Raw genomic sequence first — 19980 nt, forward strand, 5'->3', positions numbered from 1 at the left:
CTGAATGAGAGGGTGGAGGCAGCATGTCTGATGCACTGAAGGTAATTTCCTACGGTTTTGGTTCCATACTGGGCTTGATCGTGCTCGCGATCATCGTGTTCCTGTTCATTCAGGATGTGACGCAGAAAAAGCATTCGATCCTGCGTAACTACCCGGTCATTGGTCATCTGCGGTTTTTTCTGGAAAAGCAGGGGGAATATTTTCGCCAGTATTTCTTTTCGGGCGACAGGGACGAGATGCCGTTTAATCGTGCCACCCGAAGCTGGGTGTACAAGAATGCGAAGAACGAGGGCGGTATCGTCGGTTTCGGATCCACCAATGATGTGCGCGAGCCCGGCTCGATCCTTTTTGTCAATGTTGCTTTTCCGCTGCTGGAAAGCGAGCGCCTGCCGACTCCATCGCTTCTCATCGGCGAAGGTTTCTGCGAGCATCCCTTCCATGCCAGGTCCATAACCAACATCAGCGGCATGAGCTACGGCGCGATATCGGCGCCTGCGGTGCGTGCGCTGTCGCTCGGTGCGGCGGAGGCCGGGTGCTGGCTGAATACAGGAGAGGGCGGGCTTTCGCCTTACCATCTGGAGGGAGGTTGTGACGTCGTCATGCAAATAGGCACCGCCCGGTACGGTATCCGCAAGCAGGACGGAAGTTTCTCGCCTGAGCGGGCAAAGGAACTGGCCAAGGTGGTCAAGGCGTTTGAAATCAAGCTTTCCCAAGGCGCAAAGCCGGGCAAGGGCGGGCTGCTTCTCGGCGTGAAGGTGAGCGACGAAATCGCCACTATCCGTGGCATCCCTGCTCATCATGATTCGATCAGCCCCAATCGCCACGCCGATATCAGCAATGTGGACGAGTTGCTCGACAAGATAGCCTATATCCGTGAACTCACCGGACGGCCCGTCGGTGTAAAGGCCGCCATCGGCGGTTGGCGCTTTATAAATGATTTGTGCGATGCGGTGAACCGTCGCGGCGCCGAATATGCGCCTGATTTTCTCTCGATCGATGGGGGCGAAGGCGGCAGCGGTGCCGCACCCCAGACGCTGGTCGACCACATGAGCCTCCCTATTGCCGAAGCATTGCCGCGAGTGGTGGATTCGCTACTGCAATCCGGCTTGAAAAATCGCATACGCATTGTCGCGGCGGGCAAGCTTGTAACGGGGGCGCGGGCAGCCTGGGCGCTGTGCGCCGGCGCGGATTTCGTCAATACCGCACGCGGTTTCATGTTTTCACTGGGCTGCATCCAGGCCATGCGCTGCCATACCAATACTTGCCCTACCGGCATTACCACTCACAACAGGCGTTTGCAGCGTGGCCTGGTGGTGGAGGAGAAATACCTGCGAGTCGCCAATTATGCAAGAAACATGAATAGTGAAATCGACATGATCTCGTATTCATGCGGATTGCATCATGCCCGTCAATTGAGGCGCGAGCATGTGCGTATCGTGGAGACAGCAGGCAAAAGCGTGGCACTCAACATCCTGTATCCTTATCCTGAAGTGTCCCAACGTTGAATGCGGCAAGAGGGCAGGGGGTTGCTTGCCGTCTACAGATGGCTGTTGCCCGGGCTGAACCTGGTCAAGCTGGATTGAGATAGGGTTAAGCGGGCAACTCGCGATTCGCGTTTGGCCAAATCCACGGCCAGGGCAAATTTTCAATTTCTGTTAGCAAGCGGATCGCCGCAACAGGATCAACCTGCTGAAAGCCATGCAGGAAACCGTCGAAAAGCACGTTTCGCATGGTTCTTTTCAACCTGTTGATCCTGGTGACGCATCGTACCTCGATGCGTCGGTTACCCTCGGGTTTCGAGACCGGGAATCGGGACGTCCAGCGCCTTGGCAGCACGCACGGGATCGAAATATTCGCGCAGGAACGTGATCTTTCCGCCCGCAGCCCGCAGAAATAATACGTAATTCTGGACATAGATATGCCCTGTGGACTTGATGAGCCCTTCTGCCCTGAATTCGGCGACTGCCGCTTCCGCATCGACAAAGGGATGGACTTTGACATCGAAGAAGCGAAAATTTTCTACCGCTCCCAGAAACCAGGTTACATGATTCATCACTTCCCGCCGTCCCGTCAGTCGCGCCGGATGGCCGAGGGAGGGTGCGTAGGGTAGTTCCCACAAGAGATCATCGGCGATCAGCGCCTGCCATTGCAGGTTGTCCTCGACAAACGTCTGAATATGCTGATGCAAGAGATTGGAGGCGATTGTCATTTAACGCTCCTGGTTGACCTGCAGTTATGTACAACCCGCCAGCCAAACTCGGCGTCACGATGACGGCCATTGCAATGCAGAGAATAGCGGCGAATATTTTGTCAGTATAGTATTGTTTCTCGTCATTTTTGTCGTGCGGCTCGCCTTTAGGATAATGCCACCGATGCAGAATTGCCGCAGGATAACAACGACGAAATGATGACCCTGCTGTTTTACGGCGCTACTGTACTATATTGAAATTGCGATTCGCTCCCACATATAGTAGTCATCCATAATCCACCGAGGAAATCCCATGCGTTTCGACAAGCTAACCACTAAATTCCAGCAGGCGCTGGCGGATGCGCAGAGCATCGCGGTAGGGCAGGATAATTCTTATGTTGAGCCACAGCATCTGCTGCTTGCACTCTTGCAACAGGAGGATGGAGGTACGATTTCGCTGCTGCAACGGTCGGGTGCAAATGTTCCTCCCCTGCGCGATGCACTGAAAAAAGCCATAGAGCGTTTACTCAAAGTGGAGGGTACGGGTGGGGAAATCAACGCCTCGCGCGAGCTGGGCAATTTACTCAATCTTGCCGACAAGGAAGCACAAAAACGCGGCGATCAATTCATTGCATCGGAGATGTTCCTGCTGGCCGTGCTTCAGGACAAAGGCGAAACCGGCAACCTGCTGAGGCAGCACGGCGCCAACCGGGCAGCGCTGGAGCAGGCTATCAGCGAGGTTCGGGGTGGCGAAAACGTCGGAAGCGCCGAAGCCGAGGGCAGCCGTGAAGCCTTGAAAAAATATACGCTTGACCTTACCGAGCGAGCACGCATGGGCAAGCTCGATCCGGTGATCGGGCGCGACGACGAAATCCGCCGCACTATCCAGGTATTGCAGCGGCGTACGAAGAATAATCCGGTTCTGATCGGGGAGCCGGGCGTGGGCAAGACCGCGATTGCTGAAGGCCTGGCCCAGCGTATCATCAACGGCGAAGTACCGGAAACCCTGAAGGACAAGCGTGTACTTTCGCTTGATATGGCGGCGCTGCTTGCCGGGGCTAAATACCGCGGTGAATTCGAGGAGCGCTTGAAATCTGTCTTGAAGGAGATCGCTCAGGCGGAAGGCAGCGTTATCGTGTTTATTGATGAGCTTCATACCATGGTGGGCGCGGGCAAGGCAGAAGGCGCGATGGATGCCGGAAACATGCTTAAACCTGCGCTCGCGCGCGGCGAATTGCATTGTGTTGGCGCGACTACGCTGAACGAATATCGTAAATACATCGAGAAGGATGCTGCGCTGGAGCGGCGTTTCCAGAAGGTCCTGGTGGAAGAACCCACTGTCGAAGCGACCATCGCCATTTTGCGTGGATTGCAGGAAAGATACGAAGTCCATCATGGTGTCGATATCACTGACCCGGCCATTGTTGCGGCGGCTGAGCTGTCGCATCGGTATATAACCGACCGTTTCCTGCCGGATAAGGCCATCGATCTGATTGATGAAGCCGCGGCAAGGATCCGCATGGAAATCGACTCCAAGCCCGAGGTGATGGACAGGCTCGACCGGCGTCTCATCCAGCTCAAAATCGAGCGCGAGGCGGTAAAAAAGGAAAAAGACGAGGCTTCACAGAAGCGCCTGGGCTTGCTGGAGGACGAAATAGCGAAGCTGGAACGCGAGTATGTGGATCTGGAAGAAATCTGGAAAGCGGAAAAATCCCAGGTACAGGGGTCCCAGCACATCAAGGAGGAGATGGAGAAGGTCAAGCTGGAGATAGAAGCGGCTACGCGCAAAGGAGACTGGCAGAAAGTCTCGGAATTGCAATACGGCCGGATTCCCCAACTGGAAGCGCAATTACAATCGCAACTCAACAATCAGCAGCAGAGCGAAATGGCAGGGCGAGGTGCTGCGGAGAGCAAACCGAAGCTGCTCCGCACCCAGGTGGGCGCCGAAGAAATCGCCGAGGTGGTATCGCGTGCGACCGGCATTCCCGTTTCAAAAATGATGCAGGGCGAGCGCGAAAAACTCCTGCATATGGAACAAAAACTGCATGATCGCGTGGTTGGCCAGGATGAGGCGGTTCGCCTGGTGTCGGATGCTATCCGCCGTTCGCGCGCGGGGCTGTCCGATCCCAACCGTCCGTATGGTTCCTTTTTATTTCTGGGACCGACCGGCGTGGGCAAGACGGAATTATGCAAGGCGCTGGCAGGTTTTCTGTTTGATTCCGAAGATCATCTGATCCGCATCGATATGTCCGAGTTTATGGAAAAACACTCGGTAGCACGATTGATCGGGGCGCCGCCGGGCTATGTGGGTTACGAGGAAGGCGGCTATCTCACCGAAGCGGTGCGCAGAAAGCCCTACTCGGTCATTCTGCTGGATGAAGTTGAAAAAGCGCATCCCGATGTGTTCAACGTCCTGCTACAGGTGCTCGATGACGGCCGCATGACCGACGGCCAGGGGCGCACGGTGGATTTCAAGAACACGGTTATCGTCATGACTTCCAATCTCGGCTCGCAAATGATCCAGCAAATGGCGGGGGATGATTATCAGGTGATCAAGCTGGCGGTGATGGGCGAAGTGAAGACCTATTTCCGCCCCGAATTCATCAATCGCATCGATGAGGTGGTGGTATTCCACGCGCTGGACGAGAAGCATATCCGGTCCATAGCGCGGATACAGTTGCAATACCTTGAAGAGCGGCTCGCCAAGCTCCAGATGAAACTCGAGGTGACCGATGCCGCGCTGGCGGAGCTTGCCCAGGCGGGTTTCGATCCCATCTTTGGCGCACGCCCACTGAAGCGTGCCATCCAGGCGCAAATCGAGAATCCGCTGGCAAAGGAAATACTCGAAGGCCACTTTGGTGCCAAGGACACCATTACCGTGGATTGCAGAAATGGCGTGATGGTATTTGCGAAGTCGTGAGCAGACGGGGGAGCAGACATTCCTCCGCCAACTCTGAGCAATCGAGGCAATAATCCTTAACCCGGCGGTGGACCTGCGCCCAGTTGACAAATGAGTGGCAAATAAGTGACAAGAGGCAAATGAGCGCGTCCAGGTGCCGGATTCAGGACCATAGTCCACTGGCCGGGGCTAGCCCGGCAGTTCGGCGTGGCACCGTTCTTTGGCGTAATTTCCCTGATAAAACCCAGGGATAAGCGTCAGAGGAAGAAGTGAATGATAAGCGCTCTGGCAACTGACCAGGCAACGAACAGCGCAAGAATACTCCACGCAATGAAGACGAGAAGCTGATTGTGCATCAGGCCAGTCTCCCATAAAAAAGTTTACACCGAGCGGATAATCGAGCGGATGGCCCCGAAGTAGACTCGCTTATGGATCGAGGCTTATCTGTCGATTATCGACGAAATCAGGAATCGAACTGTCCCTGTAACTTGGCTCGCCACACCGACCTGCTTGAAGGATCATAGAACTCCTTGATCAGGTCTGTATACGTTTGAGCCGATAAATAATAGGATCGGCCTTCTTCGTAATCGCTCTCCGCCCGCCAGAGGTTACCTTCCATCCAGCAACGCTTTTAGCTCGTATTTTTCCCGGTCTATTTCCCCCCGTGTACGTACACCCGAGCGCCGCAATATGGGTAATGGCGGGCACCATCCCTGAAGCCCGTGCTGCAGCAGGAATGACAGTACAACCCCTGGTAACACCAGCCATTTCCTGTTGACCGTCACGCCGAGCAAAAGACCGGCCAAGGCCACTGTCGCGGCATTGACTTCAAGCGCGCGCTCGACGTCCCACTCTCTATCGAGTTCCTGGATGCGCCTATCGATGACTTCCGGGCTGCTGTTGGCGTAACGCCGGATGTTGCTATTTGTTCGGCGTTCTATTTCGCGGTTCACATCTGCTGCTGTTGAGCGGCGAACGCGATCCGCGCTCGTTGGGTCTTCGGCATGTAACATTATTTTTCTCCTTTGAAGAAGCAGTTCCATAAAAGCATAGTCTGCTTCCCTGCGGTTTTCTTGCTTTTTGATCCCCATGGCTATTTGATGGAGATCAGAACACATGCAATGCAGCAGTTCCAGTGCCCCATGTTCCATTCGACATCTTGAAAAGCGATAATTTTGCATATGCCATCAATGAATAAGGTTCCATCACGGATGAGGCCTTGGTACAGATGCCGGCTGGGAATAGAAAATGGCTGGATGTCGTCTATGCGTTGCTCAACTGGCAGGCAGTGCATTTATAAATGAGGTATTGATGGCGACCCCCGGCATCCCATTCGCCTGGCATTTCAAGGAAGGGGTGTTCATCTGCCTGGAAATGGAAACCCGGCCGCAATTGATCGACTTGCACCGGTATTCGGATGGGCAAATCTTTTCGAGCCTGGAATGCGGGATTGGTTCGATACCATCATTCCCGGCCTGTCGCTGATGGGCGGGCTGTTCCTGAGCGGGGAAGACAGTCCGAAAATCGGCAAAATATCCGGAGAATATTCGGAGCTTAGCTGAACACCTCGGTTGTCGGTTTGCAAAAAACATCCGTTTGGTTGATTTATCACCAACCTCTCGGAGTGCAGTTGCAGTCCGCATTTTAGTATTTCATAACCATGAATATATTGCTAATAATCCAAAAAATGCATGGCCCGAGCGAGTGTAGGGATTTCGTACGTGCGGTAGCGAACATATTTCTCGCTTAAGGATTGTCAAAATGCGGCTAGACCTCAAACGAGGTCTCTTTTTGACTGATATGTTTCCCGGGCTCCGGCCCGATTTTTTAAAGGAAGTAAAAATGGCAACTGGTACAGTAAAATGGTTCAATGACTCGAAAGGTTTTGGCTTCATTACCCCTGATGACGGTAGTGAGGATTTATTCGCGCACTTCTCGGCAATCGGCATGTCTGGATTCAAGACGCTCAAAGAAGGTCAAAAAGTAGCGTTTGAGGTTACGCAGGGTGCAAAGGGCAAGCAAGCATCAAACATTCAATCTGCTTGAGATTTCAACCTGAATCCGGTAGTTGGACGGGGTGAAGTGTACGGTTTTTGGGTGCAACGCAGCCATGTGCCGCAAAAACTGTGCAATTCGCCCCGTAACGCCCTCACCCGGAAGGTGAACGTCAAATAATATGAAATATTGTTATTAATCTCGACACTGATCTATTAAATGAGCGGTCACCTACCGGATTTAGGTTCATGCTGGGGCGGCCAAACCGTGCCGGCGTGTAGTCCATTCCAACGATCTCCTTTTATCCTGACGTATTTATCATGGGTAAAATTACTCCATGAATTCCCTCAGCCGCTTGCGTCCGGCTCCACACCGAATCTTTTCCCGAAAGCGCCGCTTTGCTTTGTATCCCATTCCGTTTCCGTTGCCATTTTAGCCGCTTGAGCTCCTGCCCCAAACCCACGTCCTACTCTCCTCCCGGATTTGTTCAGGTCATCCGGGAACCCAGCCATTCCTGTATTGTCTGAAAGCGCGATCTGCGTGAGCAAGTGCCTCTTATAGGTATTAATGCCGGGTCGAGGCGAATATTCTTGATAGCGCCGAGATTCGGGTAAAATATGGTTTTTAATGTTTCCTGGATGGATCCGTCATGAATAGTGTTGCAATCAAAGGCAGCCTGGTCGCCATCGTCACACCCATGCATGACAATGGCGAACTGGATCTGGAGCGTTTCAACGCCCTGATCGATTTTCATGTAGCGGAAGGAACCGATGGCATCGTGGTGGTGGGTACCACCGGCGAATCTCCAACGGTGGATTTCGACGAACATCATCTGCTGATCAGGTCCGCCGTGGAGCGTGCAGCTGGGCGTGTGCCGATTATCGCCGGGACCGGTGCAAATTCAACGCGGGAAGCAATCGATCTATCGATTTATGCAAAGAACGCAGGCGCGAATGCAAGCCTTTCAGTGGTTCCCTATTACAACAAGCCGACCCAGGAAGGTTTGTATCAACATTTCAAGACAATAGCGGAAGCAGTCGATATTCCGCAGATTTTATACAATGTGCCCAGCAGGACAGTGGCCGATATCGCCAATGATACCGTGCTGCGGCTGGCACAGATTCCCAATATTGTCGGCATCAAGGATGCGACCGGTGATATGGGGCGAGGCTTCGATCTGCTGTGCCGGGCGCCGGAAGACTTTGCGGTTTATAGTGGAGATGATGTGAGTGCCTTGGCGATGTTGCTGCTGGGCGGGCACGGCATCATTTCGGTAACGGCCAATGTTGCGCCCCGGTTGATGCATGAGATGTGCATTGCGGCGTTTGCAGGCGACCTTTCCGCTGCTCGTCTTGCCAACAGTAAATTGTTGGGGTTGCATCTCGATTTGTTTGTCGAAGCGAATCCCATTCCGGTAAAATGGGCAATATCACAGATGGGGTTGATAGGTGCCACCCTTCGTCTGCCTTTGACCCCATTATCGGATCGATATCATCGAGTTGTAAGAGAAGCGATGGACAAGGCCGGGATAACCATATAGATGATCGGCCGGAATTTACGAGGAATCGAGCGTTGCGCATGAGATGGAGGATGATGGTCGCGCTATGTTTAGCGGTGGCCGTGGCAGGATGCAGTCTGCTACCGGAAGCAAAGAAAATAAATTACAAGTCGGCGGGTAAACTTCCACCGTTGGAGATCCCGCCCGATTTAACCATGCCTAGTTCGGATGAGCGCTATATCGTTCCGGATATCAACCCGACGGGAACCGCAACTTTTTCCGCTTATGATAAAGAGCGCAACAAAAGCTCCGGAACCGGGGGCGGCAGTGCCATTCTACCCACCGTGGATGAGGGCGGTGTGCGCATGGAGCGCTCGGGCACTCAGCGCTGGCTGGTGGTGACAGGTGAACCTGAGGACATATGGCCGGTAGTAAAAGAGTTCTGGCAGGAATTGGGTTTTATCGTCAAGGTTGAAATGCCCGCAGCCGGCGTGATGGAAACCGACTGGGCAGAAAATCGTGCGAAGATTCCGGATGATATTATCCGTAACACGCTGGGTAAATTTCTGGATACCCTTTATTCGACCGCCGAGCGCGACAAGTTTCGTACTCGTCTGGAACGCGGAGAGGACGGTGCCACCGAGATTTACATCAGCCATCGCGGCATGGACGAGGTGATGGAGGGTGATACTCGTACCCGCTGGCAGCCTCGGCCTGCCGATCCGGATCTGGAGGCGGAGATGCTTTCGCGCCTGATGATGCGATTCGGGGTCGCGGAAGAGCGTGCGAGAACGGCAGTAGCCAACGCTGGTAACGCGCCGGAGCGCGCGCGCCTGACGGGCGAAAAAAATGAAGTGCTTACCGTGAATGAGGCCATTGACCGTTCCTGGCGACGGGTGGGACTGGCGCTTGACCGTATTGGTTTTACCGTCGAGGATCGTAATCGCTCGCAAGGGATTTATTTCGTGCGTTATATCAACCCTGACATTGACAGTGGTGCCGGGCCAGGCTTTCTCTCGAAACTTCTCTTCTGGCGCGACGAGAAGGACGAGAAGCGGGATCAATTCCGCATCCAGTTAAGTGAAGCCGGAGCGGCAGGAGAAAGCACCGATGTCAAGGTATTGAATAGCGAGGGCGAACCAGAGAAATCGAGTGACGCAAACCGCATATTGAAATTGCTTCATGAACAATTGAAGTGATGGGTTATCGTCTGAATGAGTCAGCGGACCGGCATTGGCATCGAAGATACGGAGATTGGTAAGGTAGGTCGGGCTCCGCCCGACGATCAAGAACGATGTCGGGCGGAGCCCGACCTACCGCCTCACTTTCGCAGGAAGATCCGTCAGAATTGTAAATACAGTTTTTAAAAAAATCGGGTTCCGGGCGCCGATCCCCGATTTTCAATGACTGATCGGTACATAAATCAAATTGACGCTCTCCACTTCGCCCGGCCGTGGTGCGCGGACGGGCGCACCCGGCTCATCGACCTCAAGACGCAATTGCACGCGATTGTTGACAATGGCGGTCTGAGGAAGGGGAATGGTGTACGTGACGGCTTCCGGGCCCTGCGGCCCACCGAAAGGCGATACGGTGCCGAGCAGTACGCCTTCGCTCGTGCTGACGCGAATCTCCGTTCCACGTGGAAGAGCCCCGGCATGGACCTGAATCCAGACCGCCTCCCGTGAAGTGGCCGGGCGAGCAAGCCCCAGTTCGATTACGCTTTGCTGGGTTTCGCTCCCTGCAATTGCACAGCCCGCGCATCCGGCGGAATACATCAATGCAATGATGATTGACGCGAGGTTCCGCCACTGTTTGTACATGATGTCAATGCGCCTGCACCACGATGGAAAGCACTTCGGCTTTTGCTCCCATAACATGGATTGCCGCAGCACCGGGCGCAGCCACCTGTTCCGGCACCACCTGGATGTTCACCGGCACATCGGCCTTGAGGAGGTTACCTGCTTGCATCGCGGCAAGCGCACCCGACAATGGTATGGTGAAGGTGACAGGCCCATGCATGACGTGGTGCCCGAACATCGAGAGCGTACCGGCATAATGCGGGCTTGATGGACCGATTTTAGCCGCGCCGGCAGGTGCATTGACCAGAACGGCGAAATCATGACCATGCGCCAGTGGCGGCAGCGCGATTGTCACCTGTGCAAACAGCCTGGGCGCCTCCGGTTGCATCCTTGCCTGGAGCAGCGCGGATGGAATTGTCACGGCACCGATTGCCGGCTGTGTCGTGCTTATCGACGATTGGGAAATCTGCGCACTGAACCGTTCGGCCTGAGTGACGGCAACACTGGCCGCAGGCGCCGCCAGCGTCATCGGCACAACCTGCTCACCCGATCCCGGCTGATAATCGTAGTTGAAATCCCCAATCGTGGCATAGTCGCCGGCGATCCTTTTGGTTACCGGTTGTCCTTTCGAATCGACAAAGAACAGGAATGGCTCCGATGACCACGCCTGAAGATCCGAACCTTCAGGCAAAACGGGATATCCGCGTGCCTGTTGCTTCCGGGTCCAAACGTCCCACAGCCTGTCGATATTCGCATGGTGGAGGAAAAAGAGCGGGTCGATGGGCGACAGGTTGGCTTGCATGAAGCCGCCGCTATTGGTGGTTCTGCCGGATGGATCGGTAAAGATGCCGCCTACGCAATTATGAACCCTGTTGTGCGGCTGGCCTTCCAGAACGCCGAATCCGGTCAACCCGCTGTGACCCATCGTTTTTGGACTGGCGAAGGTGAGGAAATCCCGCGGCGCGAGCGCGTCCAGCAAGGTCTGCAGGGAAACGGCTTTTGCCGTTTTCTCGTCGAGCCCCGGCTTTTCTTTTGTCAGGCCGCGGGCATGGGCCAGGTCGAAAAAGAACTGACCCCTTGGGTCATCGATAATGTCGAACCAGAGGTCTTCGGGGACGCGAATTCCGCGCGCGAGTAGCTGACCGTATTGCGTCTCGTCATCGAATTCTCCATTGGGTTTGTAACTGCGTTTCCAGTAGCTCGCCTTCGCTACTGCATCCCCGAAGCGAACCCGGAATTCCCGGTATTGTGCGATATAGGCGGGATTAGACGGCGTCAGCACATCCTCGAACATGATCGAGGGCACACTCGGCCGGAACGGATTTCTCGGATCCGTATTTTCGCTCCAGTCCCAATAGGGAAGCGCAAAGCGCGGGTCGCCACTAAGCTCGCGGCATATCTGTTCGAACCAGCCGATATAGCCGCGATGCCATACCAGAAACCACCAATTGCCGTGCGGGCAATCCATGGTGTGAGTGAGCGCGATACGATACCAGTTACGCGGATCGGTTGGCGGAAGCGCGAGCATCGCCCGGATTGCCTTCTTATAGCTCTCGATATTACGCCGCGCATCGGGATTCAGGACATTCAGGCGTCGATACTTTGCCGTCCCCTGCGCATGAAGCGAGCTGAACGGAAGCGTGGCGCTGCCTACGGTAGCGGCGGCGGCAGCCGCTGTTTTTAGAAACGCGCGGCGAGACATGGTTGATGACTGCAATTTGTTATTTTGCGACACGAAAACCTCATTATGGTTGGAATTGAATATCGAGTGCACCTGCCTCCACGCCTGCTGTCAGCCTGCGTTAACCGGGAGTTGATAATTTTTCTGGAACGCTCCGGTTATTGCCGACGCCTGGGAGTGGGATCTCCAGAAAGCGCATAGCACTGGAACTGCCGTCATGCAATCGCGATCGGGGCCGGGTAATTACAATTAGATAATTAAATGACATTTCTGGATACCTGTAAAATCTTACAGGTGCCCGATGCTCAGGCTGGTCTCAGGCTGGTACATGGCGGCGCAAGAGGTGGCGGCACGATTCAATGTAGGTCTCTTCAGGTCGCGCTTGCTGAGCAAAACCACCAAAACCACCAAAACCACCAAAACCACCAAAACCACACGCCTTCCGCCAACCTCATCCAGGCTGAAAATTATTCCCGATGCACTAGAATGAAATAGCTACCGTATTAAATACTGATGAAGTATTCATGAACGACAGTAGTTAATCGGGGAATGTAGACGTCCTGTCTTGCCTAGGGGGAATATGAGTGCTACGGCTGCTATTTCGGAATTCGGTTCGGTTGTTTCTGTGCGCGGTGGCGTTGTGGACATACAGTTTGAGCGTGTGCCGCCTATTCACACATTGCTGCGTGCGGGCAAGCAAGGAAAAATCGCGATTGAAGTGTTGTCGCAGCTCGATGCCCATCACGTGCGTGGCATTGCGCTAACACCCACGCAAGGTCTTGCTCGGGGCATGCAGGTCACCGATACGCATGGGCCGCTGATGGTGCCGGTGGGAAAGGCAACCCTTTCGCGCATGTTCGACGTATTCGGCAACGCCATCGATCGCCGTCCGGCTCCGGTCAATGCTCAATGGCGTTCGGTTCATCACGCATCGCCCCCTCTGGCGCGGCGCTCCACGAAATCCGAAATCTTCGAAACGGGTATCAAAATCATCGACGTGCTGATGCCGTTGGAACGCGGGGGCAAAACCGGCTTGCTCGGCGGAGCAGGCGTGGGAAAGACGATCCTGCTCACCGAAATGATCCATAACGTAGCCGGGCAGCATGAGGGCGTCAGTATTTTTTGCGGCATCGGCGAACGCTGTCGCGAAGGGGAGGAGCTCTACCGTGACATGAAGGCAGCGGGGGTGCTGGAGAGCATGGTGATGGTGTTCGGCCAGATGAATGAGCCTCCCGGCGCCCGGTTCCGTGTGGGTCATGCTGCGCTGACCATGGCCGAGTATTTCCGGGATGACGAGCATCGTGATGTGTTGCTGCTGGTGGATAATATTTTCCGCTTTATCCAGGCGGGCATGGAGGTGTCCGGGCAGATGGGCCAGATGCCGTCGCGCCTGGGCTATCAACCGACGATGAGCACGGAACTGGCACAGCTGGAAGAACGGATCGCCAATACGGACACGGGCGCCATTACATCGATCCAGGCAGTTTATATCCCGGCGGACGATTTTACCGACCCTGCTGCGATGCACGCCTTCTCGCATTTTTCCGCTTCCATCGTACTCTCGCGCAAGCGCGCGAGCGAGGGCCTGTATCCGGCCATCGATCCGCTGCAGTCCGGTTCCAAAATGGCGACGCCCGGCGCCATTGGTCAACGGCATTACCGGATAGCACAGGAGGTGCGCCACACGCTCGCCCAATACGCGGAGCTCAAGGACATCATCGCCATGCTGGGATTGGAGCAACTGTCGCCGGAAGACCGAAGCATCGTGGCACGTGCGCGACGGCTGGAGCGTTTTTTTACCCAGCCGTTTTTCACTACCGAGCAGTTTACGGGCATCGAGGGGAAACTGGTCAGTCTGGCGGACGCGCTGGATGGCTGCGAGCGTATCCTGCGAGATGAATTCAAGGACCTTCCCGAGGGAGCGCTCTATATGATCGGGCGGATTGGTGAGGCGAAAGGAAGGAACCATGCGGGAAATTCGTCTGTAAAACCGGACATGAACCCCAGCCCGAACTTGAACAACAGCCCGAACCGAGATGCGGCTCGCGAATTGCCATGAATCTTAAAATACTTCTGCCGTTCGGGATTTTCGCTGAAAAGACCGGCGTCGCACGTATTGTTGTGGAGACCAGTAGCGGATCGTATGGACTGCTGCCCAACCGGCTCGACTGCGTGGCCGCGCTTGTGCCGGGTGTCCTCGCCTTCGAGACGAAAGAGGAGGGTGAGGTTTATATCGCGGTTGACGAAGGCATCCTGATAAAAACCGGCATGGAGGTACTGGTATCCGTACGTAATGCGATTGCGGGGGCTGAATTGGCTACGCTGCATGAGACCGTGATGAACGCGTTTTTAAACCTTGATACACAGGAGCGGGATGCGCGCCGGATGATGGCAAAAATGGAGAGCGGCTTCATTCGCCGCTTAATGGAATTTCACCATGAGCGATGAAGCCGATGGAAAAACAGGAGGAAAAGCGGGTGGGAAAGCCTCCGCAGGTGGGGGCGAATCGGAATTAAGCCGACGCGTGGAGGTGAGGGCGGCGCGCAAGCTCAAAGGACAACAGGCACAGCATCAGGCCAGCCAGACGATCTGGGCCGGATTGGGCATGATCGGGCTGGTGGGGTGGTCAGTTGCTGTGCCCACGCTGCTGGGTGCGGCACTGGGCATATGGCTGGATAAAAACTATCCGATGAATCACTCGTGGACGTTGACCCTGCTGATTATCGGCCTGATCGCGGGTTGCCTGAATGCCTGGTACTGGTTGGCTAGGGAAGATAGAGCAACCCATGAGGGAGAGCGCCAGAGGAAATAAAAGATCGAACCGAAGTAGCGGGCGCAACGGGAGTGACAGGAGCAATAGGAGGATCGAATGAGTGAAACCTTGGGTCTGGTGTTGTCATTGGCATCCGGCATTCTGCTGGGAGTATTTTTTTTCGGCGGCTTGTGGTGGACGGTGCGCCACGGCTTTTCATCCCGGAATCCCGGACTCTGGTTCGCCGGCAGCACGCTGCTGCGGATAGGCGCGGTCATGGCGGGATTTTATTTCCTGCTGGGCCTGCCGGGCGAAAGCTGGCAAATACTCCTTGCCGGCCTGCTTGGGTTCGTTATTACGCGGCTGGTTGCGACGCGGCTTGCAGGCATGGGGAAACCAGACCTCAACCACCTGAAACGGAAGGCCAGCCATGCACCTTAGCCCCGACGACATCATTTTCTGGGAGTACGGGTTTTTGAAACTGAATGCCACCATTGTATCCACCTGGGGGCTGATGTTTGTGCTGGTTATCGGTTCAAGAGCCATTACCCGCAAGCTCTCCATTGGATTGGAGCGTGCCCGCTGGCAGAATCTACTGGAAATCGTGGTTATCGCCATCCACAACCAGATAAGAGAAGTAGGCTTGCGCCAGCCGCGGCTATATTTCGCCTTTCTCGGCACGCTGTTTGTGTTTATCGCTGTGGCGACTCTCTTCACCGTTATTCCGGGATACGATCCGCCGACCGGTTCGCTCTCGACCACCACGGCGCTGGCGATCTGCGTATTTATCGCTGTGCCGCTGTACGGCATAAAAGAGCAGGGATTGGGCCGCTACCTCAGGTCCTATCTTGAGCCGACGCCCATCATGCTGCCGTTCAACGTTATCAGCGAGTTCTCGCGCACCCTGGCCCTGGCTGTTCGCCTGTTTGGCAATATCATGAGCGGAACGATGATTCTTGCGATCTTGCTGACCGTCACGCCGTTCATCTTTCCCATCGTCATGAGCGCGCTTGGCCTGCTGACGAGTATGCTGCAAGCCTATATCTTCAGCATCCTGGCGACGGTCTATATCGCGGCTGCCACCTCTGGCAACACGAAGGATATCGATCAGGACCATGACTTGGCCGAACCCGATGAATCGGAAATGGAAAAACCGGAAGCCGGGCAATGAGGATTATGCCAATAAATTATTATCATTTTTCATTCCCGGGTTTATGCAAATCGGATAGATGGAAGCCTAATGCATCGTTCGATTTATTGAAATGGGATTTTGATGGGTTACGCTTTGCTTCACCCATCCTACGAATAAATATGACATGATAAATATAACCTGACAGACAAAGAGAAGGAGGGAGTATGGACAGCATGACCCTTATCGCAATCGTATCGATTCTCGCGGCTGGCCTGACGATCAGCGTCGGAGTGATCGGCCCGGCACTGGGGGAAGGAAGGGCGGTGGCGACGGCGCTGACTTCACTGGCGCAGCAGCCGGATGCCGCACCGACCATTACCCGTACGTTATTTGTCGGGCTGGCGATAATCGAGTCGCTGGCTATTTACTGTTTTGTGGTTTCCATGATTCTTATTTTTGCCAACCCGTTCTGGAATTACGTTATTGCCCAGGCTGCCGGAAAATAAGTCGTGCTGATAGACTGGTTCACCGTTATTGCGCAAATCATAAACTTCCTCATCCTGGTGTGGTTGTTGAAGCGTTTTTTATATCAACCCATTCTCAGGGCGCTGGACGCGAGAGAAAAGCGCATCGCTGCGAAACTGGCCGCTGCCGATGCAAAAAAACGGGAAGCCGAAAATGAGCGCGACGAGTTTCAGCAAAAGAACGACGAATTCGAACAGCAGCGGTCGGTACTGCTAAGCAGGGCTTCGGCGGAGGCGCACGCCGAACGCCAGCGGCTGATTGCTGCCGCTCGGACGGATGCGGACGAATTGCGCGCGCAGTGGGAAGAAGCATTAAAAAGAGAATACGAGGATTTGAGGGCAGCGCTCTCCCGGCGCATAGGTGCGGAAGTATTTGCCATTGCCCGCAAGGTGCTGGCCGATCTTGCCGATACCACGCTCGAAGCGCATATGGCAGACGCGTTTATCGAACGTCTGCGTGCGCTAGGCCCTGAGGAAAAGGCGAGTCTGGCTTCGATAACCAGACTGTCGGCGTCGGCATTGCCAGCTACGCCAGCCACCCCCGCAGCAGCGGCAGCAGAAACGGCAGGAATTCTGATCCGTAGCGCATTTGATTTGCCCGCTATACAGCAAAACGCGATTAAAGCGGCGATTAAGGAAATCCTCGACACGAGAATTCCAGTCCGGTTTGAGGCCAGGCCGGACTTGATCAGCGGCATTGAACTCATTGCGAACGGGCATAAAGTGACCTGGAATATTGCAGGTTATCTCGCATCGCTGGAGGACGAGATAGGCAAGCTTCTGAAGAGCCCTGGCGAACCGGAACCGGAAGCTGGGCTCGAGCCTGAACCTGAGCTCGAAGCTGAACCTGAAGCCGGGACATCGGTAAAGGAAAAGAACAGGGATAAGAAAAAACTGAATACTCCGGATACCCCGAACCTTAAGTCCTCCGAACATATTCGATGAATACGACCGCCAAAAATCTGCAAGGCGTCATCGATGGCGTATTCGCGCAGATAACGCAAGTACGACAAGCCTCGAGGCCGCGCTTGGCGTTGCGCGAGACCGGTGCGATCACAAGTATCGCCTCCGGCATTGCAAAAGTATCCGGTCTCCCCGGCGTGGGCTTCGAGGAAGTGCTGAAGTTTACCGGTGAGTCATATGGCATTGCCTTCAATATCGATGCGAATGAAATCGGCGTGATCCTGCTCGACGACTACTCGCAGTTAAATACCGGCGATGAGGTGGAACGCAGGGGGCATGTAATGGATGTGCCAGTGAGCGACGGGTTGGTCGGGCGGGTAATCGATCCACTGGGACGACCACTGGACGGCAAGGCGCCAGTCATCCCCTCGAAGCGTTTGCCCATCGAACGCGCCGCTCCATCCATCATGGATCGTGCACCCGTTACCGTGCCCTTGCAAACCGGCCTCAAGGTCATCGATGCACTCATCCCGATAGGCCGCGGTCAGCGTGAGTTGATTCTTGGCGACCGGCAGACCGGAAAGACCGCTATTGCGCTGGATACAATACTTAATCAGCGAAACCAGAACGTGCTGTGCGTTTATTGCGCAATCGGGCAGCATGCATCCGGTGTAGCCAAGGTGGTCGCCACCCTGCGTGAGGCGGGTGCGATGCGCTACACGGTGGTCGTGGTGACGGAGGGAAACAATCCACCGGGCCTCATCTACATTGCTCCCTATGCCGCAACCAGCATTGCGGAATATTTCATGGAACAGGGCCGCGACGTACTGATCGTGTACGATGATCTTACGCATCACGCGCGTGCTTACCGTGAGCTGTCTCTGTTGTTGCGCCGGCCGCCTGGACGCGAAGCCTATCCAGGCGACATTTTCTATATTCACTCGCGGTTGCTGGAGCGCGCGACGCATCTGCGCGAAGAATTGGGCGGCGGTTCGCTGACCGCGTTGCCCATTATCGAAACGGAAGCTCAGGATATTTCGGCCTATATTCCGACCAACCTGATTTCCATCACCGATGGCCAAATCTATCTATCCCCGACATTGTTCGCATTGGGTGTGTTGCCTGCCATCGATGTCGGCAAATCCGTTTCGCGTGTCGGCGGCAAGGCTCAGCGCCCCGCTTACCGCGCGGTGATAGGCGACCTGAAGCTGGACTATGCGCAGTTTGAAGAGCTGGAAACCTTTGCCCGGTTCGGCGCAAGGCTGGATAAGGCTACCCTCGGGATTATCGAGCATGGGCGCCGCATTCGCGCCTGCCTCAGGCAACCCGAATCCGCCCCGGTTTCAATGATCGAGCAGATTGGCCTGCTGCTGGCGCTGACCGCCAGATTGTTTGACGATGTGCCGCCTGACCGCATGGCGGATGCCGAACGAACAGTGCGGGAGGCAGCGGCGAATATGCCTGCCGAGGTGCGTGCGCGCATCGAAACTGCCAAAAATCTGAGCGATGAGGACCGCGAATCGATAACGCAAAGCCTGAGCAGGGCGCTCGCCGGATTTCAATCGCCGTCGGAATTTGAATCCAGAGCAAGCGAGGCACATGATGAGCGATAGCCTCGCCAGCCTGCGCCGGAAAATCGAGGGCGCCCGTGATCTGCGGTCGGTGGTCAGCACCATGAAGGCAATGGCAGCGGCGAGCATCGGGCAATACCAAAGATCGACGCGGGCACTGGATGATTATTATCGCGCCGTGCAGCTTGGTTTGAGTGTCTGTTTTCGTACCGGCATGCTATCGTCATTCGCGTCGCCCGTGACCGGACAGGAAGTAAACCCGTGGGGCGACGTAACCGGCGCGGTCGTGTTCGGTTCGGATCAGGGCCTGGTGGGACGATTCAACGAGGTCATTGCCGATTACGCCATTCGGACGCTGGCGGCCTTGCCGGGCAAAACAAGGGTATGGGTGACGGGTGAGCGTGTGTATGATCGGCTGGCGAACACGGGCATGCATGTGGACCTGCAGGTAGCGGGGCTTTTTACCGTTCCGCTTTCGGTCAAGGGCATCACGCCGCTGGTAGGCCGGATTCTGATGGAGACGCTGATGCCGAGTCCAGGGGAAGGCGAAGCCCGGCGGGCAAGGCGCGACAAGGATGGGGTCGCGCAGCTTTATCTCTTCTACAACAGTTCCCGGTCAGGAGCAATATATGCGCCTGTCCATCAGCGGCTGCTGCCGCTGGATGATGCCTGGCGGCGCGAACTGGCTGGAATTCCCTGGCCGACGAACAAGCTGCCGGAGGTGATGGGCAGCGGCGAAGCAACGCTGCATGCGCTGATTCGGGAGTATCTGTTCGTTTCCCTGTTTCGCGCCTGCGCTGAATCGCTCGCGAGTGAAAATGCGAGTCGCCTGGCGGCAATGGAGCGCGCCGAAAAGAATATCGATCAATTGAGCGCTGACCTCCAGCAGAGCTTCTACCGTCTGCGGCAAAGCAACATCGATGAGGAATTGTTCGATGTTATCGCCGGCGTGGAGGCACTGGCAGGGCGCATTTCCTCTTAGGTCGCGGCGCGCGGCTGCTAACGCTCTGCGAACGCTGAAAGAACAGGGTTGATTTT

The 19980-nt window shown here is 55.4% G+C and carries 20 protein-coding genes; 16 read left to right on the forward strand and 4 right to left on the reverse strand.

Features of this window, described 5'->3' with window-relative positions:
- Window positions 1–23 precede the first annotated feature (23 nt).
- Window positions 24–1505: an FMN-binding glutamate synthase family protein gene (locus tag F822_RS14470; protein ID WP_025040006.1), complete on the forward strand. Its 1482-nt coding sequence runs from the start codon at window positions 24–26 to the stop codon at window positions 1503–1505.
- Between the two features lie 278 nt (window positions 1506–1783).
- Here F822_RS14470 and F822_RS14475 read toward each other — a convergent pair whose 3' ends face one another.
- On the reverse strand, window positions 1784–2209 hold the full coding sequence (locus tag F822_RS14475; protein ID WP_025040005.1) for a nuclear transport factor 2 family protein: 426 nt from the start codon (window positions 2207–2209) through the stop codon (window positions 1784–1786).
- Window positions 2210–2501: 292 nt separating this feature from the next.
- Between F822_RS14475 and clpB the strand changes: the two genes are divergently transcribed.
- Window positions 2502–5108: an ATP-dependent chaperone ClpB gene (gene clpB, locus F822_RS14480; protein ID WP_025040004.1), complete on the forward strand. Its 2607-nt coding sequence runs from the start codon at window positions 2502–2504 to the stop codon at window positions 5106–5108.
- Between the two features lie 587 nt (window positions 5109–5695).
- Here the strand turns inward: clpB and F822_RS14485 are convergent.
- The gene (locus F822_RS14485; RefSeq protein ID WP_025040003.1) at window positions 5696–6100 is read right to left on the reverse strand and encodes a DUF2892 domain-containing protein; all 405 of its coding nucleotides are present in this window, start codon (window positions 6098–6100) and stop codon (window positions 5696–5698) included.
- Window positions 6101–6335: 235 nt separating this feature from the next.
- Here F822_RS14485 and F822_RS15025 point away from each other — a divergent pair, with 235 nt between their 5' ends.
- From F822_RS15025 to bamC, 4 genes are all read left to right on the forward strand, one after another.
- On the forward strand, window positions 6336–6572 hold the full coding sequence (locus tag F822_RS15025; RefSeq protein WP_197272841.1) for a hypothetical protein: 237 nt from the start codon (window positions 6336–6338) through the stop codon (window positions 6570–6572).
- A gap of 357 nt (window positions 6573–6929) precedes the next feature.
- Window positions 6930–7133, forward strand: a complete 204-nt coding sequence (locus F822_RS14495) for a cold-shock protein (RefSeq protein ID WP_025040002.1) — start codon at window positions 6930–6932, stop codon at window positions 7131–7133.
- A gap of 598 nt (window positions 7134–7731) precedes the next feature.
- Window positions 7732–8622 carry a 4-hydroxy-tetrahydrodipicolinate synthase gene (gene dapA, locus F822_RS14500; protein ID WP_036574734.1) on the forward strand — a complete coding sequence of 297 codons (891 nt, stop codon included), beginning with the start codon at window positions 7732–7734 and terminating at the stop codon, window positions 8620–8622.
- A gap of 50 nt (window positions 8623–8672) precedes the next feature.
- Window positions 8673–9779 (forward strand): NlpB/DapX family lipoprotein, encoded by a 1107-nt coding sequence (gene bamC / locus F822_RS14505; RefSeq protein ID WP_231623530.1) that lies wholly within the window; start codon window positions 8673–8675, stop codon window positions 9777–9779.
- 201 nt (window positions 9780–9980) lie between these two features.
- On the opposite strand, the gene F822_RS14510 is transcribed toward bamC, so the two are convergent.
- Both F822_RS14510 and F822_RS14515 read right to left on the reverse strand, forming a co-directional pair.
- Window positions 9981–10400, reverse strand: coding sequence for a hypothetical protein (locus tag F822_RS14510; RefSeq protein WP_025039999.1), 420 nt, complete (start codon window positions 10398–10400; stop codon window positions 9981–9983).
- 4 nt (window positions 10401–10404) lie between these two features.
- Window positions 10405–12081, reverse strand: coding sequence for a tyrosinase family protein (locus F822_RS14515; RefSeq protein ID WP_036574926.1), 1677 nt, complete (start codon window positions 12079–12081; stop codon window positions 10405–10407).
- Between the two features lie 307 nt (window positions 12082–12388).
- On the opposite strand from F822_RS14515, the gene F822_RS14520 reads away from it, so the two are divergent.
- The 10 genes from F822_RS14520 (at window position 12389) to F822_RS14565 (ending at window position 19924) form a co-directional block, all read left to right on the forward strand.
- The gene (locus tag F822_RS14520) at window positions 12389–12550 is read left to right on the forward strand and encodes a hypothetical protein (protein WP_197272842.1); all 162 of its coding nucleotides are present in this window, start codon (window positions 12389–12391) and stop codon (window positions 12548–12550) included.
- 90 nt (window positions 12551–12640) lie between these two features.
- The gene (atpD, locus tag F822_RS14525; RefSeq protein ID WP_025039996.1) at window positions 12641–14119 is read left to right on the forward strand and encodes a F0F1 ATP synthase subunit beta; all 1479 of its coding nucleotides are present in this window, start codon (window positions 12641–12643) and stop codon (window positions 14117–14119) included.
- Entirely contained in the window at window positions 14116–14508 is a 393-nt protein-coding gene (locus F822_RS14530) for a F0F1 ATP synthase subunit epsilon (RefSeq protein WP_025039995.1), read from the forward strand. Before atpD ends, F822_RS14530 begins: the two co-directional genes overlap by 4 nt.
- A complete protein-coding gene (locus tag F822_RS14535; RefSeq protein ID WP_025039994.1) occupies window positions 14498–14872 on the forward strand; it encodes an AtpZ/AtpI family protein in 375 nt (124 codons plus the stop codon). Before F822_RS14530 ends, F822_RS14535 begins: the two co-directional genes overlap by 11 nt.
- Before the next feature lie 57 nt (window positions 14873–14929).
- Window positions 14930–15253: an ATP synthase subunit I gene (locus F822_RS14540; protein WP_025039993.1), complete on the forward strand. Its 324-nt coding sequence runs from the start codon at window positions 14930–14932 to the stop codon at window positions 15251–15253.
- Window positions 15243–15983: a F0F1 ATP synthase subunit A gene (locus F822_RS14545; RefSeq protein ID WP_025039992.1), complete on the forward strand. Its 741-nt coding sequence runs from the start codon at window positions 15243–15245 to the stop codon at window positions 15981–15983. The genes F822_RS14540 and F822_RS14545 overlap by 11 nt, the downstream gene beginning before the upstream one ends.
- A 185-nt stretch (window positions 15984–16168) precedes the next feature.
- Window positions 16169–16450 (forward strand): F0F1 ATP synthase subunit C, encoded by a 282-nt coding sequence (locus F822_RS14550; protein ID WP_025039991.1) that lies wholly within the window; start codon window positions 16169–16171, stop codon window positions 16448–16450.
- A gap of 3 nt (window positions 16451–16453) precedes the next feature.
- Window positions 16454–17413 (forward strand): F0F1 ATP synthase subunit B family protein, encoded by a 960-nt coding sequence (locus tag F822_RS14555; RefSeq protein WP_025039990.1) that lies wholly within the window; start codon window positions 16454–16456, stop codon window positions 17411–17413.
- Window positions 17410–18984, forward strand: a complete 1575-nt coding sequence (locus F822_RS14560) for an alternate F1F0 ATPase, F1 subunit alpha (protein ID WP_025039989.1) — start codon at window positions 17410–17412, stop codon at window positions 18982–18984. The genes F822_RS14555 and F822_RS14560 overlap by 4 nt, the downstream gene beginning before the upstream one ends.
- Entirely contained in the window at window positions 18971–19924 is a 954-nt protein-coding gene (locus F822_RS14565) for a F0F1 ATP synthase subunit gamma (protein WP_231623531.1), read from the forward strand. Before F822_RS14560 ends, F822_RS14565 begins: the two co-directional genes overlap by 14 nt.
- The last annotated feature ends 56 nt before the right edge of the window (window positions 19925–19980 follow it).

It is taken from the genome of Nitrosospira briensis C-128 (genome assembly GCF_000619905.2).
GTDB classification, from domain to species: domain Bacteria; phylum Pseudomonadota; class Gammaproteobacteria; order Burkholderiales; family Nitrosomonadaceae; genus Nitrosospira; species Nitrosospira briensis.